The sequence below is a fragment of the Bacillus sp. DNRA2 genome (assembly GCF_012843265.1).
In the GTDB taxonomy this organism is placed as follows: domain Bacteria; phylum Bacillota; class Bacilli; order Bacillales; family Cytobacillaceae; genus Bacillus_BU.
Window position 1 is genome coordinate 1 of sequence record NZ_JABAIT010000008.1, and the last position, 16,511, is coordinate 16,511.

At 36.9% G+C, this 16,511-nt stretch carries 14 protein-coding genes; 10 read left to right on the top strand and 4 right to left on the bottom strand.

Features of this window, described 5'->3' with window-relative positions:
- The first annotated feature begins 230 nt into the window (after positions 1-230).
- The 3 genes from HHO41_RS08690 (at position 231) to HHO41_RS08700 (ending at position 3,977) form a co-directional block, all read left to right on the top strand.
- Positions 231-2,381 carry an EAL domain-containing protein gene (locus tag HHO41_RS08690; RefSeq protein ID WP_169097538.1) on the top strand — a complete coding sequence of 717 codons (2,151 nt, stop codon included), beginning with the start codon at positions 231-233 and terminating at the stop codon, positions 2,379-2,381.
- Positions 2,382-2,500: 119 nt separating this feature from the next.
- The gene (locus HHO41_RS08695; protein ID WP_169097540.1) at positions 2,501-2,716 is read left to right on the top strand and encodes a DUF1540 domain-containing protein; all 216 of its coding nucleotides are present in this window, start codon (positions 2,501-2,503) and stop codon (positions 2,714-2,716) included.
- A gap of 139 nt (positions 2,717-2,855) precedes the next feature.
- Positions 2,856-3,977 carry a GerMN domain-containing protein gene (locus HHO41_RS08700; protein ID WP_169097542.1) on the top strand — a complete coding sequence of 374 codons (1,122 nt, stop codon included), beginning with the start codon at positions 2,856-2,858 and terminating at the stop codon, positions 3,975-3,977.
- 89 nt (positions 3,978-4,066) lie between these two features.
- Here the strand turns inward: HHO41_RS08700 and HHO41_RS08705 are convergent, their stop codons facing one another.
- The gene (locus tag HHO41_RS08705; protein ID WP_169097544.1) at positions 4,067-4,255 is read right to left on the bottom strand and encodes a hypothetical protein; all 189 of its coding nucleotides are present in this window, start codon (positions 4,253-4,255) and stop codon (positions 4,067-4,069) included.
- Positions 4,256-4,431: 176 nt separating this feature from the next.
- Between HHO41_RS08705 and HHO41_RS08710 the strand changes: the two genes are divergently transcribed.
- Complete coding sequence (locus HHO41_RS08710; RefSeq protein WP_169097546.1) at positions 4,432-6,531, top strand: RNA degradosome polyphosphate kinase; 2,100 nt, start codon at positions 4,432-4,434, stop codon at positions 6,529-6,531.
- A 39-nt stretch (positions 6,532-6,570) separates the two neighbouring features.
- On the opposite strand, the gene HHO41_RS08715 is transcribed toward HHO41_RS08710, so the two are convergent.
- On the bottom strand, positions 6,571-7,494 hold the full coding sequence (locus HHO41_RS08715; RefSeq protein ID WP_169097548.1) for a cation diffusion facilitator family transporter: 924 nt from the start codon (positions 7,492-7,494) through the stop codon (positions 6,571-6,573).
- Between the two features lie 331 nt (positions 7,495-7,825).
- Between HHO41_RS08715 and HHO41_RS08720 the strand changes: the two genes are divergently transcribed.
- The 3 genes from HHO41_RS08720 (at position 7,826) to HHO41_RS08730 (ending at position 11,761) form a co-directional block, all read left to right on the top strand.
- Positions 7,826-9,805, top strand: a complete 1,980-nt coding sequence (locus HHO41_RS08720; protein WP_211171095.1) for an oxidoreductase — start codon at positions 7,826-7,828, stop codon at positions 9,803-9,805.
- A 140-nt stretch (positions 9,806-9,945) separates the two neighbouring features.
- Positions 9,946-10,827, top strand: a complete 882-nt coding sequence (locus tag HHO41_RS08725; protein ID WP_169097552.1) for an EamA family transporter — start codon at positions 9,946-9,948, stop codon at positions 10,825-10,827.
- A gap of 1 nt (position 10,828) precedes the next feature.
- On the top strand, positions 10,829-11,761 hold the full coding sequence (locus tag HHO41_RS08730) for a D-2-hydroxyacid dehydrogenase (protein WP_169097555.1): 933 nt from the start codon (positions 10,829-10,831) through the stop codon (positions 11,759-11,761).
- Positions 11,762-11,894: 133 nt separating this feature from the next.
- On the opposite strand, the gene HHO41_RS08735 is transcribed toward HHO41_RS08730, so the two are convergent.
- The gene (locus tag HHO41_RS08735) at positions 11,895-12,086 is read right to left on the bottom strand and encodes a YbxH family protein (protein WP_169097557.1); all 192 of its coding nucleotides are present in this window, start codon (positions 12,084-12,086) and stop codon (positions 11,895-11,897) included.
- Between the two features lie 195 nt (positions 12,087-12,281).
- Between HHO41_RS08735 and HHO41_RS08740 the strand changes: the two genes are divergently transcribed.
- Together HHO41_RS08740 and HHO41_RS08745 are read left to right on the top strand one after the other, a co-directional pair.
- Positions 12,282-12,782, top strand: a complete 501-nt coding sequence (locus HHO41_RS08740) for a hypothetical protein (protein WP_169097559.1) — start codon at positions 12,282-12,284, stop codon at positions 12,780-12,782.
- Between the two features lie 237 nt (positions 12,783-13,019).
- Complete coding sequence (locus tag HHO41_RS08745; RefSeq protein WP_169097561.1) at positions 13,020-13,913, top strand: acyl-ACP desaturase; 894 nt, start codon at positions 13,020-13,022, stop codon at positions 13,911-13,913.
- A gap of 128 nt (positions 13,914-14,041) precedes the next feature.
- On the opposite strand, the gene HHO41_RS08750 is transcribed toward HHO41_RS08745, so the two are convergent.
- A complete protein-coding gene (locus HHO41_RS08750; protein WP_169097563.1) occupies positions 14,042-15,088 on the bottom strand; it encodes a M42 family metallopeptidase in 1,047 nt (348 codons plus the stop codon).
- A gap of 94 nt (positions 15,089-15,182) precedes the next feature.
- On the opposite strand from HHO41_RS08750, the gene HHO41_RS08755 reads away from it, so the two are divergent.
- On the top strand, positions 15,183-16,499 hold the full coding sequence (locus tag HHO41_RS08755) for a D-serine ammonia-lyase (protein WP_481747091.1): 1,317 nt from the start codon (positions 15,183-15,185) through the stop codon (positions 16,497-16,499).
- The last annotated feature ends 12 nt before the right edge of the window (positions 16,500-16,511 follow it).

Here is a 16,511-nt window from a genome sequence, read left to right on the forward strand (position 1 = left end):
TACACACTGTAATATAAATTGAACCGCCGTATACGGAACCGTACGTACGGTGGTGTGAGAGGGGCGAAAATAATAATCTTATTTTCCCTCTACTCGATTTAGAATACATTCATGAAGAATTCAGATTTGTGATATTCCATCTAGCGATAGGTATACTATAATAAGTTATTGATATTGCATGGATTCATCAACCAATCTAAAGCATGAAATAGTATATGAGGTGAACATTTGTGAACGATCAGTGGAAACAAACAAACCATGCGAATAATGAGCTGCTGCGCTCACAAATAGAAGAATTAAAGCAAAAAAATCAAGAATTGGAAAAGCAACTCCGTATCAAGGAATCATTATATCTTAGTGTATTTGATGCTTTGCCGATTGCAATTTTTCTTGAGGACCCTGAAGGTCGTACGACCTATGCTAATAAAAATGCATGTGAAGCAAATGGTTTGGATTTTGAGGATTTAATCGGTAAAACAGTATTTGATTTTTTTCCGAAGCCAATTGCCGAGCTAAACCGTGCCTATGATTTAGAAGTTTGGAAAAAAAGAAGTCTGATAACGAAAGAAATAGAGGCAGGCTTCAAAGGTGAAACTCACCACATGTTTACTGGAAAGACGATATTACACATAACCGAATCTAATCAGGATTTTTTGTTGGGTTTTGGCTTAGATATCACTGACCGGGTAGAGGTTGAGAAGCAGTTAATCGAAAGTGAAGAGAAATTCCGGAGTGTGATAGAGCAAGCAGGAGACAGCATTTTTCTTATCACTACAGAAGGAACTCTCGTCGATGTAAATCCAACGGCATGTGAAGTACTTGGGTTAACTAAGGAAGAATTGCTAGAAATAAATATTGAATTACTTTTCCAAAACTTGTCAGGTAAAATTAGCGAATTTAGCAATATTGAAGGAAACCATTCGATCACAAATTTCGAAGATTATCTGATTGGAAAAGATAATTTACAAATCCCAGTTGATATAAGCATCCGTCTCATATCGATTGGGGAAAACCAAGTGTTTGTTGCACTATGTCGGGATATCCGCGAGAAAAAAAGAGCCGAAGCCCAAATCAGACATATGGCCTATCACGATGCCTTAACAGAACTACCGAATCGTTGGTATATACAATCCTATATTAATAAATATACTTCAAACCACCGGACTACAAACGATCAACTCGGTTTTATTTTACTTGATCTTGATTATTTTAAAGTGATCAATGATAGTTTGGGCCATGATGCAGGAGACCAATTATTAAAGGAAGTTGCGCACCGCTTACAGAATACCATTCAAGATTCTGAGAACATACTAGCCAGGTTTGGCGGGGATGAATTTATTATTCTGCTCCCTCATTTACAAAGTGAGCAAGCAGTCCTTTCCTTAGGGGAAAAGATTATTGATCAACTATCGATACCATTTATGATTTCAGGGCAGAAATGTAATATTTCAGCCAGTTTTGGAATAAGCTTATACCCCTTGGATGGGCAGGATTTAAATACCTTAATCAAAAACGCAGATTTGGCAATGTACTATTCGAAGGAAAAAGGACGAAGCTGTTACAGTTTATATAATCCAATCATGAAAATGAAAGCAATCGAAAGAATGGACCTTGATATTCATTTGCGAGAGGCTTTAGAAAATAATGAATTTATTCTTCATTATCAACCGAAAATCAACTTAAAGACTGGAAAAATTGATGGAATGGAAGCACTCATTCGCTGGAAAACAAAAGAAAACCAGATTTTATATCCAGCTTCGTTTATTCATATTGCGGAAGAAACGGGATTAATTAATCCGATTGGAGAATGGGTATTACGTGAAGCCTGTCGTCAATGTAAGGAATGGCAAAACGAAGGCTTTAAAGACTTGACTATAAGTGTAAATTTATCTCCAAAGCAATTTCAGCATAATAATCTTGTCGAGCTAATCGTTTTAGTTTTAGCTGAGACAGGGTTACCACCTGGGTCATTGGAATTAGAACTGACCGAGGGGATGATTATGAAGGAACCGGAGGAAGCGGTACTGGTATTGACTAAACTAAAAGATTTAGGGGTCAAAATTTCCATCGACGATTTCGGAACAGGATTTTCGTCATTAAGTTACTTAAAGCTATTCCCAATTGATACCCTTAAAATCGATAAATCATTTATTTTGAATATGGATGAAGATAAGACTGCATCAAAGATTGTTACAGCAATTATAACATTGGCTCATAGTTTAAATTTAAATGTTGTCGCTGAAGGAGTAGAAAAAAAAGAGCAATTTAACTTGCTTATGGATGTCAACTGTGATGTTGTCCAGGGGTACTATGTTAGTAAGCCAAAAAGTGCCATGGATATTATTCATAATCTGGAAGAATTTCAATATCTAAAAAGATAATTCAACTAACCTTGATGCCAAATTTATTTGGTAACAAGGTTTTTTTTAGTTGTTTTAGGGCAAAATAGTCACTATGGCAAAAAATGCTGATAAGTTATTAAAGTAGGAGGTAACGAACAATGCCAAAGGTTGAAGTTTCGTGTGCAATTTCAAACTGTAATTTTTACGGTGAAGGAAATGTTTGTAGAGCTGAAAAGATCATGGTTGAATTAGATCAACATGCTCGATATGACTCAGAGTTCTCTTCTGAATTAGGTGAAAAAAATCATATTGATGAAGCTGGTAGTTCAGCACACACCTGTTGTAAAACCTTTAAACCGAAAAATGAAAACTAATTGAAATTGAATGAAAAAGCATTGATTATCTACTTAGTTAGAAATCAGTGCTTATTCTTTGTTGTTTATTTTAATTTTCTGATAAATACTCTTTTTTTGCTAGGTTTCGAGATATACTAGAGAAAAGGGGGCAAATGCAATGAAAAAAATGCTTGTCGTTTTCTTTATCCTATTAATAGCAGGTTTTATGGCAGGGTGTAATTTATTTGAGAATTCCAATCAAACAACCTCAGACAAAAATAATAATCAAGCACCGACTAAAACAAGCGACAATAAGTCAAAAAGTGATACCAAGAAACAAGTTGATAATGAAAAGGATAAAAATAATAACTTATCTGAAATTGAAGCATACTTTCCAATGAAAAAAAACACCAGATATATATACGAAGGTAGCGGCAACGAGTTCGCTTCATTTGATATTTACAATGATTATATAGATGAAAAAAAACTACAACAACGCTTTAATAATGGTGGAACGGTAATGGCTTATGTGATAGAAATTAAGAATGGACAATTAGTGAAGGTCTACTCAAGAGGTGAAGTCTATTATCGGGAAAATCTTTTAAAAGAAACCGGCGATACGGAAGTTTTGTTAAAAGAGCCACTTTCAAAAGGTACCCAATGGACATTAGCTGATTCACGAGTCCGGACGATTACAGCGACAGATGCATCTGTTACGACCCCAACTGGGACTTATAAAGCAATCGAAGTAACAACCGAGGATAAAGAAGGGAAATCGCTTGAATATTATGCACCAAATATGGGTTTGATAAAATCGGTATTTGTCATGAATGGTTCTGAGGTTTCTTCCTCTTTAGCAAAAGTAGAAGAAAATGTTCCTCTAATTCAACAAATTCGATTCTATTATCCAAATATTGATGACGACAAACTCTATTATAAAGATCGTGATGTTCGCTTTTTCACTAATGATATTACGCGTAAGGTACTAGCTGAAGAATATAAAAAAGCCGAAAACAATGAAGTTGTATTTACAAAAAATACGACGATTAACAGTTTATATTTAAATAAAGACCAGCAAGTCTACATTGATTTGAATAAAGAATTTATTAATGAAATGAGCGCAGGTGCAGCTTTTGAAGGGAAGATTTTACAATCAATTGTTAATACGTTTGGAGGCTATTATCAAGCTGATAGAGTTTATTTAACAATTAATAATACGCCGTATGAATCAGGACATATCTCTAAGCAAAAGGGAGAATATTTTATCGTCAATACCGAGAATGCAGTTAAGTTACCATAATACTGAACTGGAATGATTAGTTTATGGCAAAATGAATGAAAAAAGCCATCCAAGCATGAATTGGATGGCTTTTAATCATTGTTCGTGGCTTAGAACCAAAAACCACGACCTTCATGTCTGCGATTATCATTTCTGTTGTTGCGATTATGATCACGATCTTCTTCGATTCTAATGTTTTCTGCATTGATAATCACATTTTCAGCATTAATAATCACATCATCTACATCAATTTCAATTCTACTTCTGTTTCTGTTTCTATCATTGTTTCTGTTGCTCATTAACATTCCCCCCTTTCTTGTTTTCTACTTCAGCATATGCTTGTCTCAAATAAACGTTTGGGTAAGCATGGACATTAAGCAAAAAAGGGCTAAGTGCTTCTTGGTAATTAAGAGCCATCAATTGTAAAACTTTGTTATAATAAAAGGGAACAGATTGGGATAAAGAGGGGAAAAAGATGCTGACGCCAAATAAACAAAGAGAAATGCTAAATCATTCAAAATTCTATGTTAACAGAGAACTAAGCTGGCTATCCTTTAACAAACGTGTATTAGAAGAAGCAATTGATACACGCAATCCCTTACTTGAAAGATGTAAATTCTTAGCGGTGTTTAGTTCAAATTTAGATGAATTTTTTATGGTTCGTGTAGCAGGACTTAAGGACCAAGTTAAAGCAGGCTATCATAAGCCTGAAAAAAAGGCAGGTCTGACTCCGAAACAACAATTAGAAAAAATATCCTCAAAAACCCATGACCTAGTTAATCGACAGTATGAAACTTTTAATCACGATATACTTACTAGTTTGAAAGAGCAACAAATCGAACTCTTGCATATCGAACAATTAACCGATGATCAACTCAAAGAGGTTGAGGACTATTTTGAAAAGCAAATATTTCCAGTCCTAACCCCAATGGCCATTGATGCTTATCACCCTTTCCCGATGCTTCTTAATAACAGTTTAAACATTGCCATCGTTATTGATGAATATCAAAAGGAAGACAAACATCCGTTGAAAATTGCGATTGTTCAAGTTCCGAAAGTGTTAAATCGATTCGTTCAACTTCAATGTACAGGAAAACTTCAGTTGATTTTATTAGAAGAAATTATTTGTCACTTTATCGAGAAATTGTTTGCTGGATTTCAAGTAGTGTCACGCTCAATATTTAGAATTACTAGAAATGCCGATTTAACCATTCAGGAAGAAAGTTCGAACGATTTACTGGAAGAGATTGAGAAAGAGTTAAAAAAACGGAAATGGGGTGCCGCGGTCAGGTTAGAAATCCAGACGCCTGGCTTCGACCAACGAGTCTTAGAATATATTGCAGAGGAACTAGAGCTTAAGGATCAAGACATATACGAAATTGAGGGTCCTTTGGATTTAACGGTTCTTTTTCAATTATATAAAATATTGGAAACTACTCATTCAGAGTTGATGTATGACAAACTGATTCCGCAGCAACAAAACAACCTAATCGAGGAGCTATTTGACATTATTTCCGAACGAGATGTTTTGCTACATCATCCATATGATTCGTTCGAGCCTGTTGTTGAGTTCGTTAGGAAGGCCGCATTTGATCCTGAAGTCTTAGCGATTAAACAAACACTATATCGGGTCAGTGGTGACTCACCAATCATTCATGCCTTAAAGCGAGCTGCAGAAAATGGTAAGCAGGTAACCGTATTGGTTGAACTCCGGGCACGCTTTGATGAGCAAAATAATGTTCATTGGGCGAAAGAACTTGAAAAGGCAGGTTGCCATGTAATCTTTGGTAAGCACAATTTGAAAACACACAGTAAAATTACCCTCGTCGTACGGCGTAAGGCTGGTCAGATTGAGCGACTCATCCATTTAGGAACAGGGAACTACAATGACCAGACCGCAAAACTTTATACCGATTTTGGGTTGTTTACAGCAAACAAGAATTTGGGGGAAGATGCGACCAATTTTTTTAATTATTTAAGTGGTTATACCAAAAGACCAATCTTTCATTATTTTTCGATTTCGCCGACCGATATTCGAAAGGAACTTTACCAGTTAATCGATGACGAGATTGCCTTTCATCGTCAATTCTCTAATGGTCGAATCATTGCCAAGATGAACTCGATAACAGACAAAGACATGATTATCAAACTATATGAGGCATCTATAGCCGGGGTTCAAATTGATCTAATTGTAAGAGGAGTTTGTTGTTTGAAACCAGGCATACCTGGAGTAAGTGAAAATATACGGGTACGGAGCATTGTTGGTAGATTTTTAGAGCATAGCCGAATTTTTTACTTTCATCACAACGGGGAAGCGAAGACTTATTTATCTTCAGCTGATTTAATGAAACGAAATTTGGATAAACGAGTGGAAATTATGTTTCCGGTTTTGGAGGAAAGTTTAAAGGAAAAGGTTACCAGTGTTTTATCCTATTTGTTAATGGATAATGTCAAAGCTCGTGAAATGGATGAGGATGGCCATTATCATTATGCATATAAACAGGTAGGTATTCCCGAAGTAGAAAGTCAGTTGATATTATTTCATGAAGCAAATCCAGCTCATGAATTCGTATGAAAAAAGCAGATCTCCTAAGGGAGGTCTGCTTTTTGAGTGTTAAAGAAACTTTTGTCCATATAAACCGTGATCATTAATTGCAGGATGTTCAATCTGGATCGTTGAATGGGTCAGACCGTATTTTTCTTTTAAAAGCTTACTGATGGCTGAAACAGCCTTAAGTGGTTCGCTTTGTTCATTAAGAAAAACATGTGCAGTAAACGAATAATGGTTGGATGTGACCGTCCATAAGTGCATTTCATGGACATCTTCGACTCCCTCAACAGCCGTAATATCAGTTCGAATTGCTTCAAGATCAAAATTCTCAGGAACTGTTTCCATTAAGATTGTATAGGACTCTTTGACAATTTTGGCACCACCGATCAGAATAACAGCTCCGATAACCATACTTATTATTGGGTCTAATATTTGGAAACCAGTAAAGTGGATAATAAGAGCGGATGCAATGACGCCAACTGAATTCAACAAATCCCCAATAAAATGCCAAAGTGCGCTTTTGATGTTTAAGTTTTCTTCATGTTTGGTACTTTTTGTTAGAACAATAGTCAAGATAATATTGACAATTAACCCGATAATCGCAACCGTTAGCATGAGACCGAGTTCTATTTCTCTTGGAGTAATAATACGTTTGACACCTTCGATAAAAATCCCTAACGCAATCACAATTAACGCTAGGCCATTAATAAAGGACGCGATGATTTCAAACCGCAAATAACCAAACGTATACTTTTGATTTGGCTTTTTGGTGGCTAAATAAATAGCTGTCATACTAAATCCTAAGGCAATTACATCGGAAGCCATATGGGCAGAATCTGATAATAAGGCGAGGGAATTGGACAATATACCTCCGACAACTTCCACAAGCATAAAAAATGAAGTCAATATTAATGTAATCCATAGTGTGTTTTTCGACTTCTGTTGGTTCTTCACATGATTTAAGTGATGAAAATCAAAATCTCTCATAATACCATCCCTCTTTTTATTAAAAACTATTTCATCTAGATTATACGCTTAAACAGGATGATGTCAATCTAATTGAGAATAAATAATTTGTAATTGAGAATAGGTTTCAAAATCACTCATGAATAAATGGGAATGATTCTTATATTTAATAAAAAACATATTATAATCATTATTATTTTTTTATTATTAAAAAACTTTTTTGATATCATATTGGAGAATATTTTTTATTTGTTTTACAATGAAATTGACAACTGCAGATTCTCTTTTTAAAGAAAAGGGGTTCAGCTGACAAGGCTACCCTATGATGATATTAAAATAGGAGGATGTAGTGATGAGCAAATGGAAGTTTGAGAAGGTACTAGAGCCGTTGAAAATTGGATCAATGGAAGTTAGGAACAGATTTGTGATGCCGCCAATGGTTACAAATTATGCAGTTTCAGATGGTTCGGTCTCTGACAGAATCATTGATTATCATGAAGCTAGAGCAAGAGGTGGAGTGGGCTTAATTATTGTCGAAGCAATTTATGTTCATCAAACAGGGAAAGGGTTTTCCAATGAATTAGGTATTGACCGAGATGAACTGATACCTGGTTTAAGAAAACTGGTGAATGCTGTTCACCACCATGGGGCAAAAATTGCCTGTCAACTCTATCATGCTGGTCGACAGACATCATCTGACGTTACAGGCATGAAGCTAGTAGCTCCATCACCAATACCTTGTCCCGTGAAGCAGGAAATTCCTAAGCAACTCTCAACCTTGGAAATTAAAGGTTTGATAGAGGAATTTCGCCATGCGGCACGTCGTGCAAAACAAGCCGGCTTTGATGCCGTGGAAATCCATGGAGCACATGGATATTTATTAAATCAATTCCTGTCAGCTAATAGCAATAAGCGTCAAGATGAGTATGGCGGGTCATTTGAAAATAGAATGCGCTTCCCGCTTGAAGTGGTAAATAGTGTTCGTGAAGAAGTAGGATTGGATTTTCCAATCATTTATCGATTAAGTGCGGAAGAATATGTTGAAGGTGGACTCACAATTGACGATACGACGTGGTTTGCTCAACAATTAGTCGAAGCTGGCGTGAATGCAATTCATGTTTCCGGGGGTGTTTATGCATCAGCAGCAATGATTATTCAACCTGCTGCCTTAACACAAGGACTTTACATAGAAAATGCTGCAGCAATTAAGCATGCGATAGATGATGCGGTACCTATCATTGTGGTGGGTAGAATCAAAAATCCTGAAATGGCAGAAGCTATTATTCGTGGCGGACAAGCCGATTTTGTGGCCATGGGACGTGCGTTGTTAGCAGACCCTAACCTCCCTAATAAAGTGAGAGAGGGTCGCCTTGCGGAGATTCGAAATTGCCTCGGCTGTAATCAGGGCTGTATAGATCGGTTATTTGAAGATGAGGATATTGCCTGTATGATTAATCCATTAACGGGTTATGAAGGGGAATATGATTTATCTGCACCTGTGGAGAAGAAGAAAGTGTTAATCATTGGTTCGGGTCCAGCTGGATTAGAAGCAACAAGAATTGCCGCAATGCGCGGTCATGAGACGATATTATTTGAAAAAGAAGACCAATTGGGTGGACAATTACGGATCGCAGCTAAGCCACCATTGAAGTCAGAATTACACGATTTGCTGCATTATTTAACAAGACAGGTCGAAACCTCCAATGCTGAAATAGTAAAAGGGTGGAAGGCGGACATCAGTGCTATCCGTGAATTACAGCCCGATGTAGTGATACTTGCCACAGGTTCTGAGCCGGTGATTCCAAATATACCAGGTATTTTCCAAAGAAATGTGGTTACTGGAAACGATGTATTGAATGATACTGTATCTGTCGGCAATAAAGTAGTCGTGCTAGGAGGCGGAATGGTCGGTTGTGAAACAGCCGAATATCTCGCTGAGCGTGGCAAGAGTGTGACCATTATTGAAGTGATGGATGAAATCGCCACAGATGTAGGCTCCTTAACACGTGCCTTAATGTTGAATCGAATTGCAGAAAAGAACATTTCTGTGTTGACGAACTGCCATGTACATGAGATTATCGATGACCGGATTAGTGTTACTAAAGACGATGGTCATGGATTCTTAACAGGTATTGATACGATAGTGGTTGCGGTTGGTTCAAGATCAGTCAATGAAATGGCTGGAGTCATTAAGCGGGAGGGTATTCCGGTTTATACTATTGGAGATGCAACCAAACCTAGAAAAATACTTGATGCCATTCATGAAGGCTTTAAATTGGCTTATAATATTGGGACGATTCCGACCTCTCAACGTAAATTGGTTACGAGTTAATCGATAATAATAACTAAATCTTATTCTGAAAGAAGGCAGGAAACTGCCTTCTTTTTTCTGGTTATTTCTACGTTAGAAAGTTATAATAAAATAATTATTAACGATAAATACCATTTATCACCAAGTGAGGGAGGGTTACGGTGAAAGGGGAAGCTAGATTAATTATTGCCATGCTCATTTTTGGAAGCATTGGTTTGTTTGTGAAAAACATTCAGTTTGCATCCAGTGAAATTGCGTTATTTCGTGGTATTATCGGTAGTGTATTTTTACTTGGTGCGAGTTTAGTCGTAAAACAAAAAATCTCATGGACAAACATAAAAAGAAACCTTTTATTATTGATTCTGTCAGGTGCTGCCATTGGCTTTAATTGGATTTTTTTATTTGAAGCCTATCGGTATACATCGATTGCCAATGCGACTGTCAGCTATTATTTTGCACCTATCTTTGTGATGCTTCTTTCGCCCCTTGTGCTTAAAGAGAAGCTAACAATGATCAAGGTAGGCAGTATTTTTATCGCCATGCTCGGTTTATTTTTAATCGTCCAAAACGGCAGTATTACTAATAGCTCCGATCAACAACTTGTCGGAATATTTTATGGTCTTATCGCTGCAAGCTTGTATGCAAGTGTGATTTTAATAAATAAATTCATCAAAGGCCTGTCAGGTTTTGAGACAACTTTAATTCAATTGGCAGCAGCTTCACTTGTGTTACTGCCATATGTTCTTATTAAGGAAGACATTAATCTAGTAAGCCTGGATGTACAATCACTTTTATTCATTGTGATTTTAGGAATTATTCATACTGGTTTTGCCTATTTTCTATATTTTGGTGCTATTCACGCCTTGAAAGGTCAAACCATAGCAGTCTTGAGTTATATCGATCCTATTTTTGCGGTGATGATATCAGCTTTATTTTTACAAGAAAACATGAGCCTTATCCAAATTTTTGGAGGTATTCTTATTTTAGGCGCAACCTTTATGAGTGAAAAAATCGGAAATCAACAGCCTGTGGAGGTAGACTAAAATGGAGATTCATAACATTTTGATTGTTAGTCCTATGCATCAAGAGCTACGAGCCATTATCGAAAAAGAACAGCTTCCAAATCAATTTCGATATTCCTCAGATGCAGAGTTGAATAATGGAGATTTAGCTTGGGCGGATGCTTTGGTGACATTTAATCTAAACGCAAATCTAGATTATTCACATCTAAAATGGGTTCATTCACTAGGGGCTGGTGTGGATCGCTTTTTATACCAGAAAAGCTGGAACGATTCAGTTTTATTAACAAGAACGATTTGTTCATTTGGGCAACGTATAGCCGAATATTGTTTAAGCTATATTTTAAAGGATATTCAATTCCATGAGGATTTTCAAAAACATCAAGAAAATCGTAAATGGGAACAGAAAACCCCTGGGTTATTGCAAGACCAAAGCGTATTGGTATTTGGAACAGGCGAAATTGGCCAAACAGTCGCAAGAATTCTTTCCAGTCTTGGCGTAAAAGTGTTTGGGGCGTCTTTAAGTGGAAAGCAAAAGAGTTTCTTTCACGAAGTATTTTCTAGTGATGATGTTTTTTCAAGAGTTGGCGGGATGAATTTTATCATCAATACCATGCCATTAACCGAAAAAACAGCACATTATTTTGATTCTCAATTTTTCAGTCATCTTACTGGTGCTGGTTTCATCAATGTTGGCCGCGGGGCTTCGTTGGATGAAATGGCATTACTACAAGCAATCGAGGAACATCGTGTCAAATTTGCGGTTCTAGATGTTTTATCACAGGAGCCTCTTCCAATCGATAGCCCATTATGGGGACATCCGAACGTATATATTACACCACATATTTCCGCGTTGACCACTCCTGTTGAGGGTGCAGCTTGTTTTATCGAAACACTGAAAAAAATAGAAATGGATCAGCACCTCAAAAATATTGTCGATATTCATAAGGGATATTAGCTTCATTTTTCATGTATTTACCAGATTTGTGCAGTATGATGTGTTTAGCCTAAACCTCTTGAGGAGAATGGCTGATTGGGAATAGGCCACCAATCAGTCATTCTCCTTAATACTTTTTCTGGAGTATTTAATCTTATATCCCATGTTCTTCACAATATTTGTCAACGATTTTTTCAATTTCATCAAGCTCAGGAAATTTACCGTTAAATGTAAACTTCAACTCATCGATAAAGTCACCTTGATGATAGACATGTATCGCGCCGTTTTGAGCTATTACGCTATATTCAGGCTCGAACCGATAATCATTTCGTTCTATTGCTCCCATTTCAACACTCCTACTTTTTTTACTTATTATTCCACCTTTCAATCATGCTCAATCTGAATTTGTTTTTAAAAGTAAAATAATGATACAGCTAGGAGAATTTTTGTATTAAGATAAAAGATATTCATTCATTGTATGAAACGATCGATTATTTTAGCGATATATATAAAGCATCGTACCAGCGGAAGGGGATTTAAGATGGTACAAGTCAAAACAGTTGTGATAGATGGGGAGCCCATCCATTTCTTTAATAGTGCAATTTACATATTCGAATCTAGTAACAGTTACTCGATTGAATTAACAATGGTGGTCAGTGAAATTGTAGTCGCAAAGTATAACCAGATTGAAAATCTGTTTCTGGAAATTGAACTGACGGACGGAAGACTGTTCAATTTTTTAATGCATCAGCAAGGGGATTCAGGAGGCTTACCGAAATTGAATTTATTCTGTGAAGTGGGGAATATTGAAGAATATTACGATTTTCAGATAATCCATGAGAGCGATCCAAACTTTCCAGATATTGAAGCCGGATTAACAATCGAGGAAATTCGAAAACATGAAATGCCAAATGTAAAGGTAAATCTTAAATTAACTTTACCAATTGATCAGGCAGAATGGCTATCCAAACAAAAGAAAAAGGATTTGGAGCATTTAATCAGAGAAACGATTTATGAATATTGGGATAAACAACAAGATTAGGATCAAAAAACAGAGAATTCTTTTAAGGATTTTCTGTTTTTTTATTATGGGGGGATTAAAATTCATATCGATTTGTAAGAATGATGATATAGAGTATCGCATAGACATAATAGAAGGAAATTTCAGTGATTTTAATAAAAGTATGAGACATTTCTTAATTTTTAAAGTAAAATAAATAAAGGTTTATGTAATCACTATTAATACAATGAGTACAGGGATAATTTCAGGAGGTAAACTTTGTTAACCAATCATTTAGATTTTAGATTAGAACCAAAATTGAAAGAGCTTTATGAAGAACATAAAAGAAGGGCTGCAAAAATAGATTGGGGCTATCATGAGTTCCTTCCATGGGACAAGGCTCAAGACTTTAGAAGAGTTCCGTGGGATCCAAGCCAAGTAACCCTTCCGCAAGGACTGGTTACGGCTGTTGAAACCGCCCTTTTAACTGAAGTAAATTTACCTTGGTTCACTTCCCACCTTGATCAAACCTTTAAAGGATCACTTTCGGTTATTAAGGATTTTGTTCATACATGGACAGCGGAAGAAGACCAACACTCCAATTTATTGGAAACGTATTTACTCATAACAAGAAATGCAGATCCAATGCGGATTCGCCAATTGCAAAAACAAACAATCGAGGGTGGCTGGGAACCAAGTTTTCATACACCATTTGAGACGATGGTTTACACATCGCTGCAAGAGTTAGCCACCATGGTGTTTTATAATAATGTGGCGAAGGTTGCAGGTCAGCATGATCCTGAATTAGCAACGCTTTTACGTCGATTAGCGAAGGATGAGATATTACACTATGCGTTTTATCGCGATGTGATTAAATTTCATCTCGAGCTTGAGCCTAATTATTGCTACTATTTAGGATATGTTATTAAGAATTTCCAAATGCCTGGAACGGTCATGCCGGATTTTGAAGACCGCATGTCCATTATTGCTAAAGAAGTAAATTATGGACCATTAGAATATTTTGATCAGGTGTTAGATGTTATCGTCGATTATTGGGAGCTAGAAAAGCTTAGACCAATTGCACCAGAGGCCGAAGAAGCAAGGTTGGATATCTTAAAATATCACGCTAGGCTCAAAAAAGTCAGAAATCGTTTCTATTCATCGAAGCGATAATTGAACATTAAATTAAGAGTGGTACTAGGTGCTGCTCTTTTTTTGTTTTACATAATATGATTATGTAAACCGTTGTGCTGGTAAAGTGAGTTGAGGCTTGAGTGTATACTCAAGCCTCGTATAATTTATCAAATCATGTCAGAAAGAACGTAATGGTATAAAAGCTTGGCTGTGTTTTCAATCGAGTCCCGATGTGTTCTTTCAAACGCGTGTGAAGCATCAATTCCTGGACCAATTAGACCGTGGATGATATCGTGACCAGATCGAATTGCCGCTGATGCATCGGAACCATAGTAAGGGTAGATATCGAGCTTATAGGAAATGTTGTTATCCACGGCAAGTTGAATAAGTCGCTTTCTTAATCCGTAGTGGTAAGGGCCGCTTGCATCTTTCACGCAGATGGATACTGTAAACTCATCAGTCGCTTGTCCGTCACCAATAGCCCCCATGTCGACAGCAAGATATTCGACGGTTTCAGGGGTTATGTTTGAATTTCCCCCATATCCGATTTCCTCATTATTTGAGATGAGAAAATGGGTGGTGTAAGGTAATACAATATTATTAGTTTTTACCTCTCTAATTAACATTAGGAGAATCGCGACACTGGCTTTATCATCGAGATGGCGTGACTTAATAAAACCGGTTGGCGTAATCTGAGCCCGCGGATCAAAGGATACAAAATCGCCTACCTCGATGCCAAGAGCTCTTACGTCCTCAGCATTATGCACTTTATCATCAAGACGGACTTCCATGTTTTCTTGATTTCGCTCCACTTTATCTGCATCTTTATATACATGCACTGAGGTTTGATGCATTAAAATTGTACCTGTGTACTTTTTACCTCCAATTGTTTCGATTTGACAATATTCACCTTCGATGGAGTTATATTTAAATCCACCGATTAAATCTAGTTTTAAACGACCACTCGGTTTGATTTCTTTGACGATAGCGCCGAGTGTATCGACGTGAGCTGTTAAGAATCGATGGTGGTTTTCATCAGTTCCTTTAAGCGTGGCAATCAAACCACCTTTGTGATTTCGTCTAGTTACAATATTATATTGCGATAGGAAGGTTTCTACAAAGGAAATGACCTCATATGTATTTCCAGAAGGACTTGGGATATCAACTAATTTCTTGATTAGTTCTAGTGTTTTATCAGGGCATGGATAACTCAATATAATGCTCCTTTCATGGGAATATGTATTAATAATTTCATGTTAACACTTTAGGTGGGATAAACCAAAATAGTAGAGAATGAGGGGAGTTCATATGCACAAAAATCTTCTTATCCAGTATCCACTTATGAAAGAGATCGCAAATGAAAATGAAGTGGTTTGGTTAAATACTAATGTGCAGTCCAATTATGTAAATCAGGTTACAGTTGCTGACATTGAAGAAGCAAGAAAACGTTTAGAGCGGTTTGCACCGTATTTCCGAAAGGTATTTCCGGAAACTACCGCAAATGGTGGTTTAATCGAATCTGAATTAATAGAAATCCCATTGATGAAAGAAGCATTACAAAAATACAGCGAGAATGAATTATTAGGGACATTACTATTAAAATGTGATAGTCATTTGCCAATTTCAGGATCGATTAAGGCGCGTGGTGGGATTTATGAAGTGCTGACCATTGCCGAAGCTATCGCTGTAACAGCTGGTATGCTTTCATGGAAGGACGATTACTCAATCCTTGCGGAAGAAAAATTTCATCAGCTTTTTTCAAATTACACGATTGCAGTTGGATCAACTGGTAATTTAGGTTTAAGTATAGGGATTATGAGCTCTAAGCTCGGTTTTAAAGTCGATGTCCATATGTCTAGTGATGCAAAACAATGGAAAAAAGATTTGCTAAGAAATACGGGAGCAACGGTGATTGAATATAGTGGTCATTATGAAATAGCAGTATCCGAAGGAAGAAAACAAGCTGAACAAAACCCAAATTGTTATTTTATCGATGATGAAAATTCGAAAACTCTCTTCCTAGGGTATGCGGTGGCAGCCACGCGGGTAGCAGAACAATTAAATCAAAACAATATCATTGTGAACAACGAGCATCCATTATTTGTGTATTTACCATGTGGAGTTGGAGGTGGCCCAGGAGGTATCACTTTTGGTCTAAAGCAAATTTACGGAGAGCAGGTTCATTGCTTTTTTGTAGAACCAGTTGCTGCTCCGTGTATGCTTTTAGGTGTTATGACCGGACTGGGTAATAAGATTAGTATACAAGATATTGGTTTAAGCGGAATCACAGCAGCTGATGGATTGGCAGTCAGTCGTCCGTCTAAACTTGTATGTAAAAATGTTGGTCCCCTCCTAGATGGAATCGCATCGGTTCATGATTATCGTTTATATCAATATCTCGCTGAGTTAGCTAATAATGAAGGGCTTCAAATCGAGCCTTCGGCAGCAGCTGGATTCCATGGGTATATCACGATTCAAAATGATCAAAACTATCGAATGAAAATATCACAAACTACCCTCCAAAATGGAACTCATATCGTCTGGGCAACTGGCGGGAGCATGGTTCCGCAACAAGAGATGGAGCAATTTCGAAAAATGGGAGAAAAAAATATAAGATTGACATGAAGTTTAAGTAAG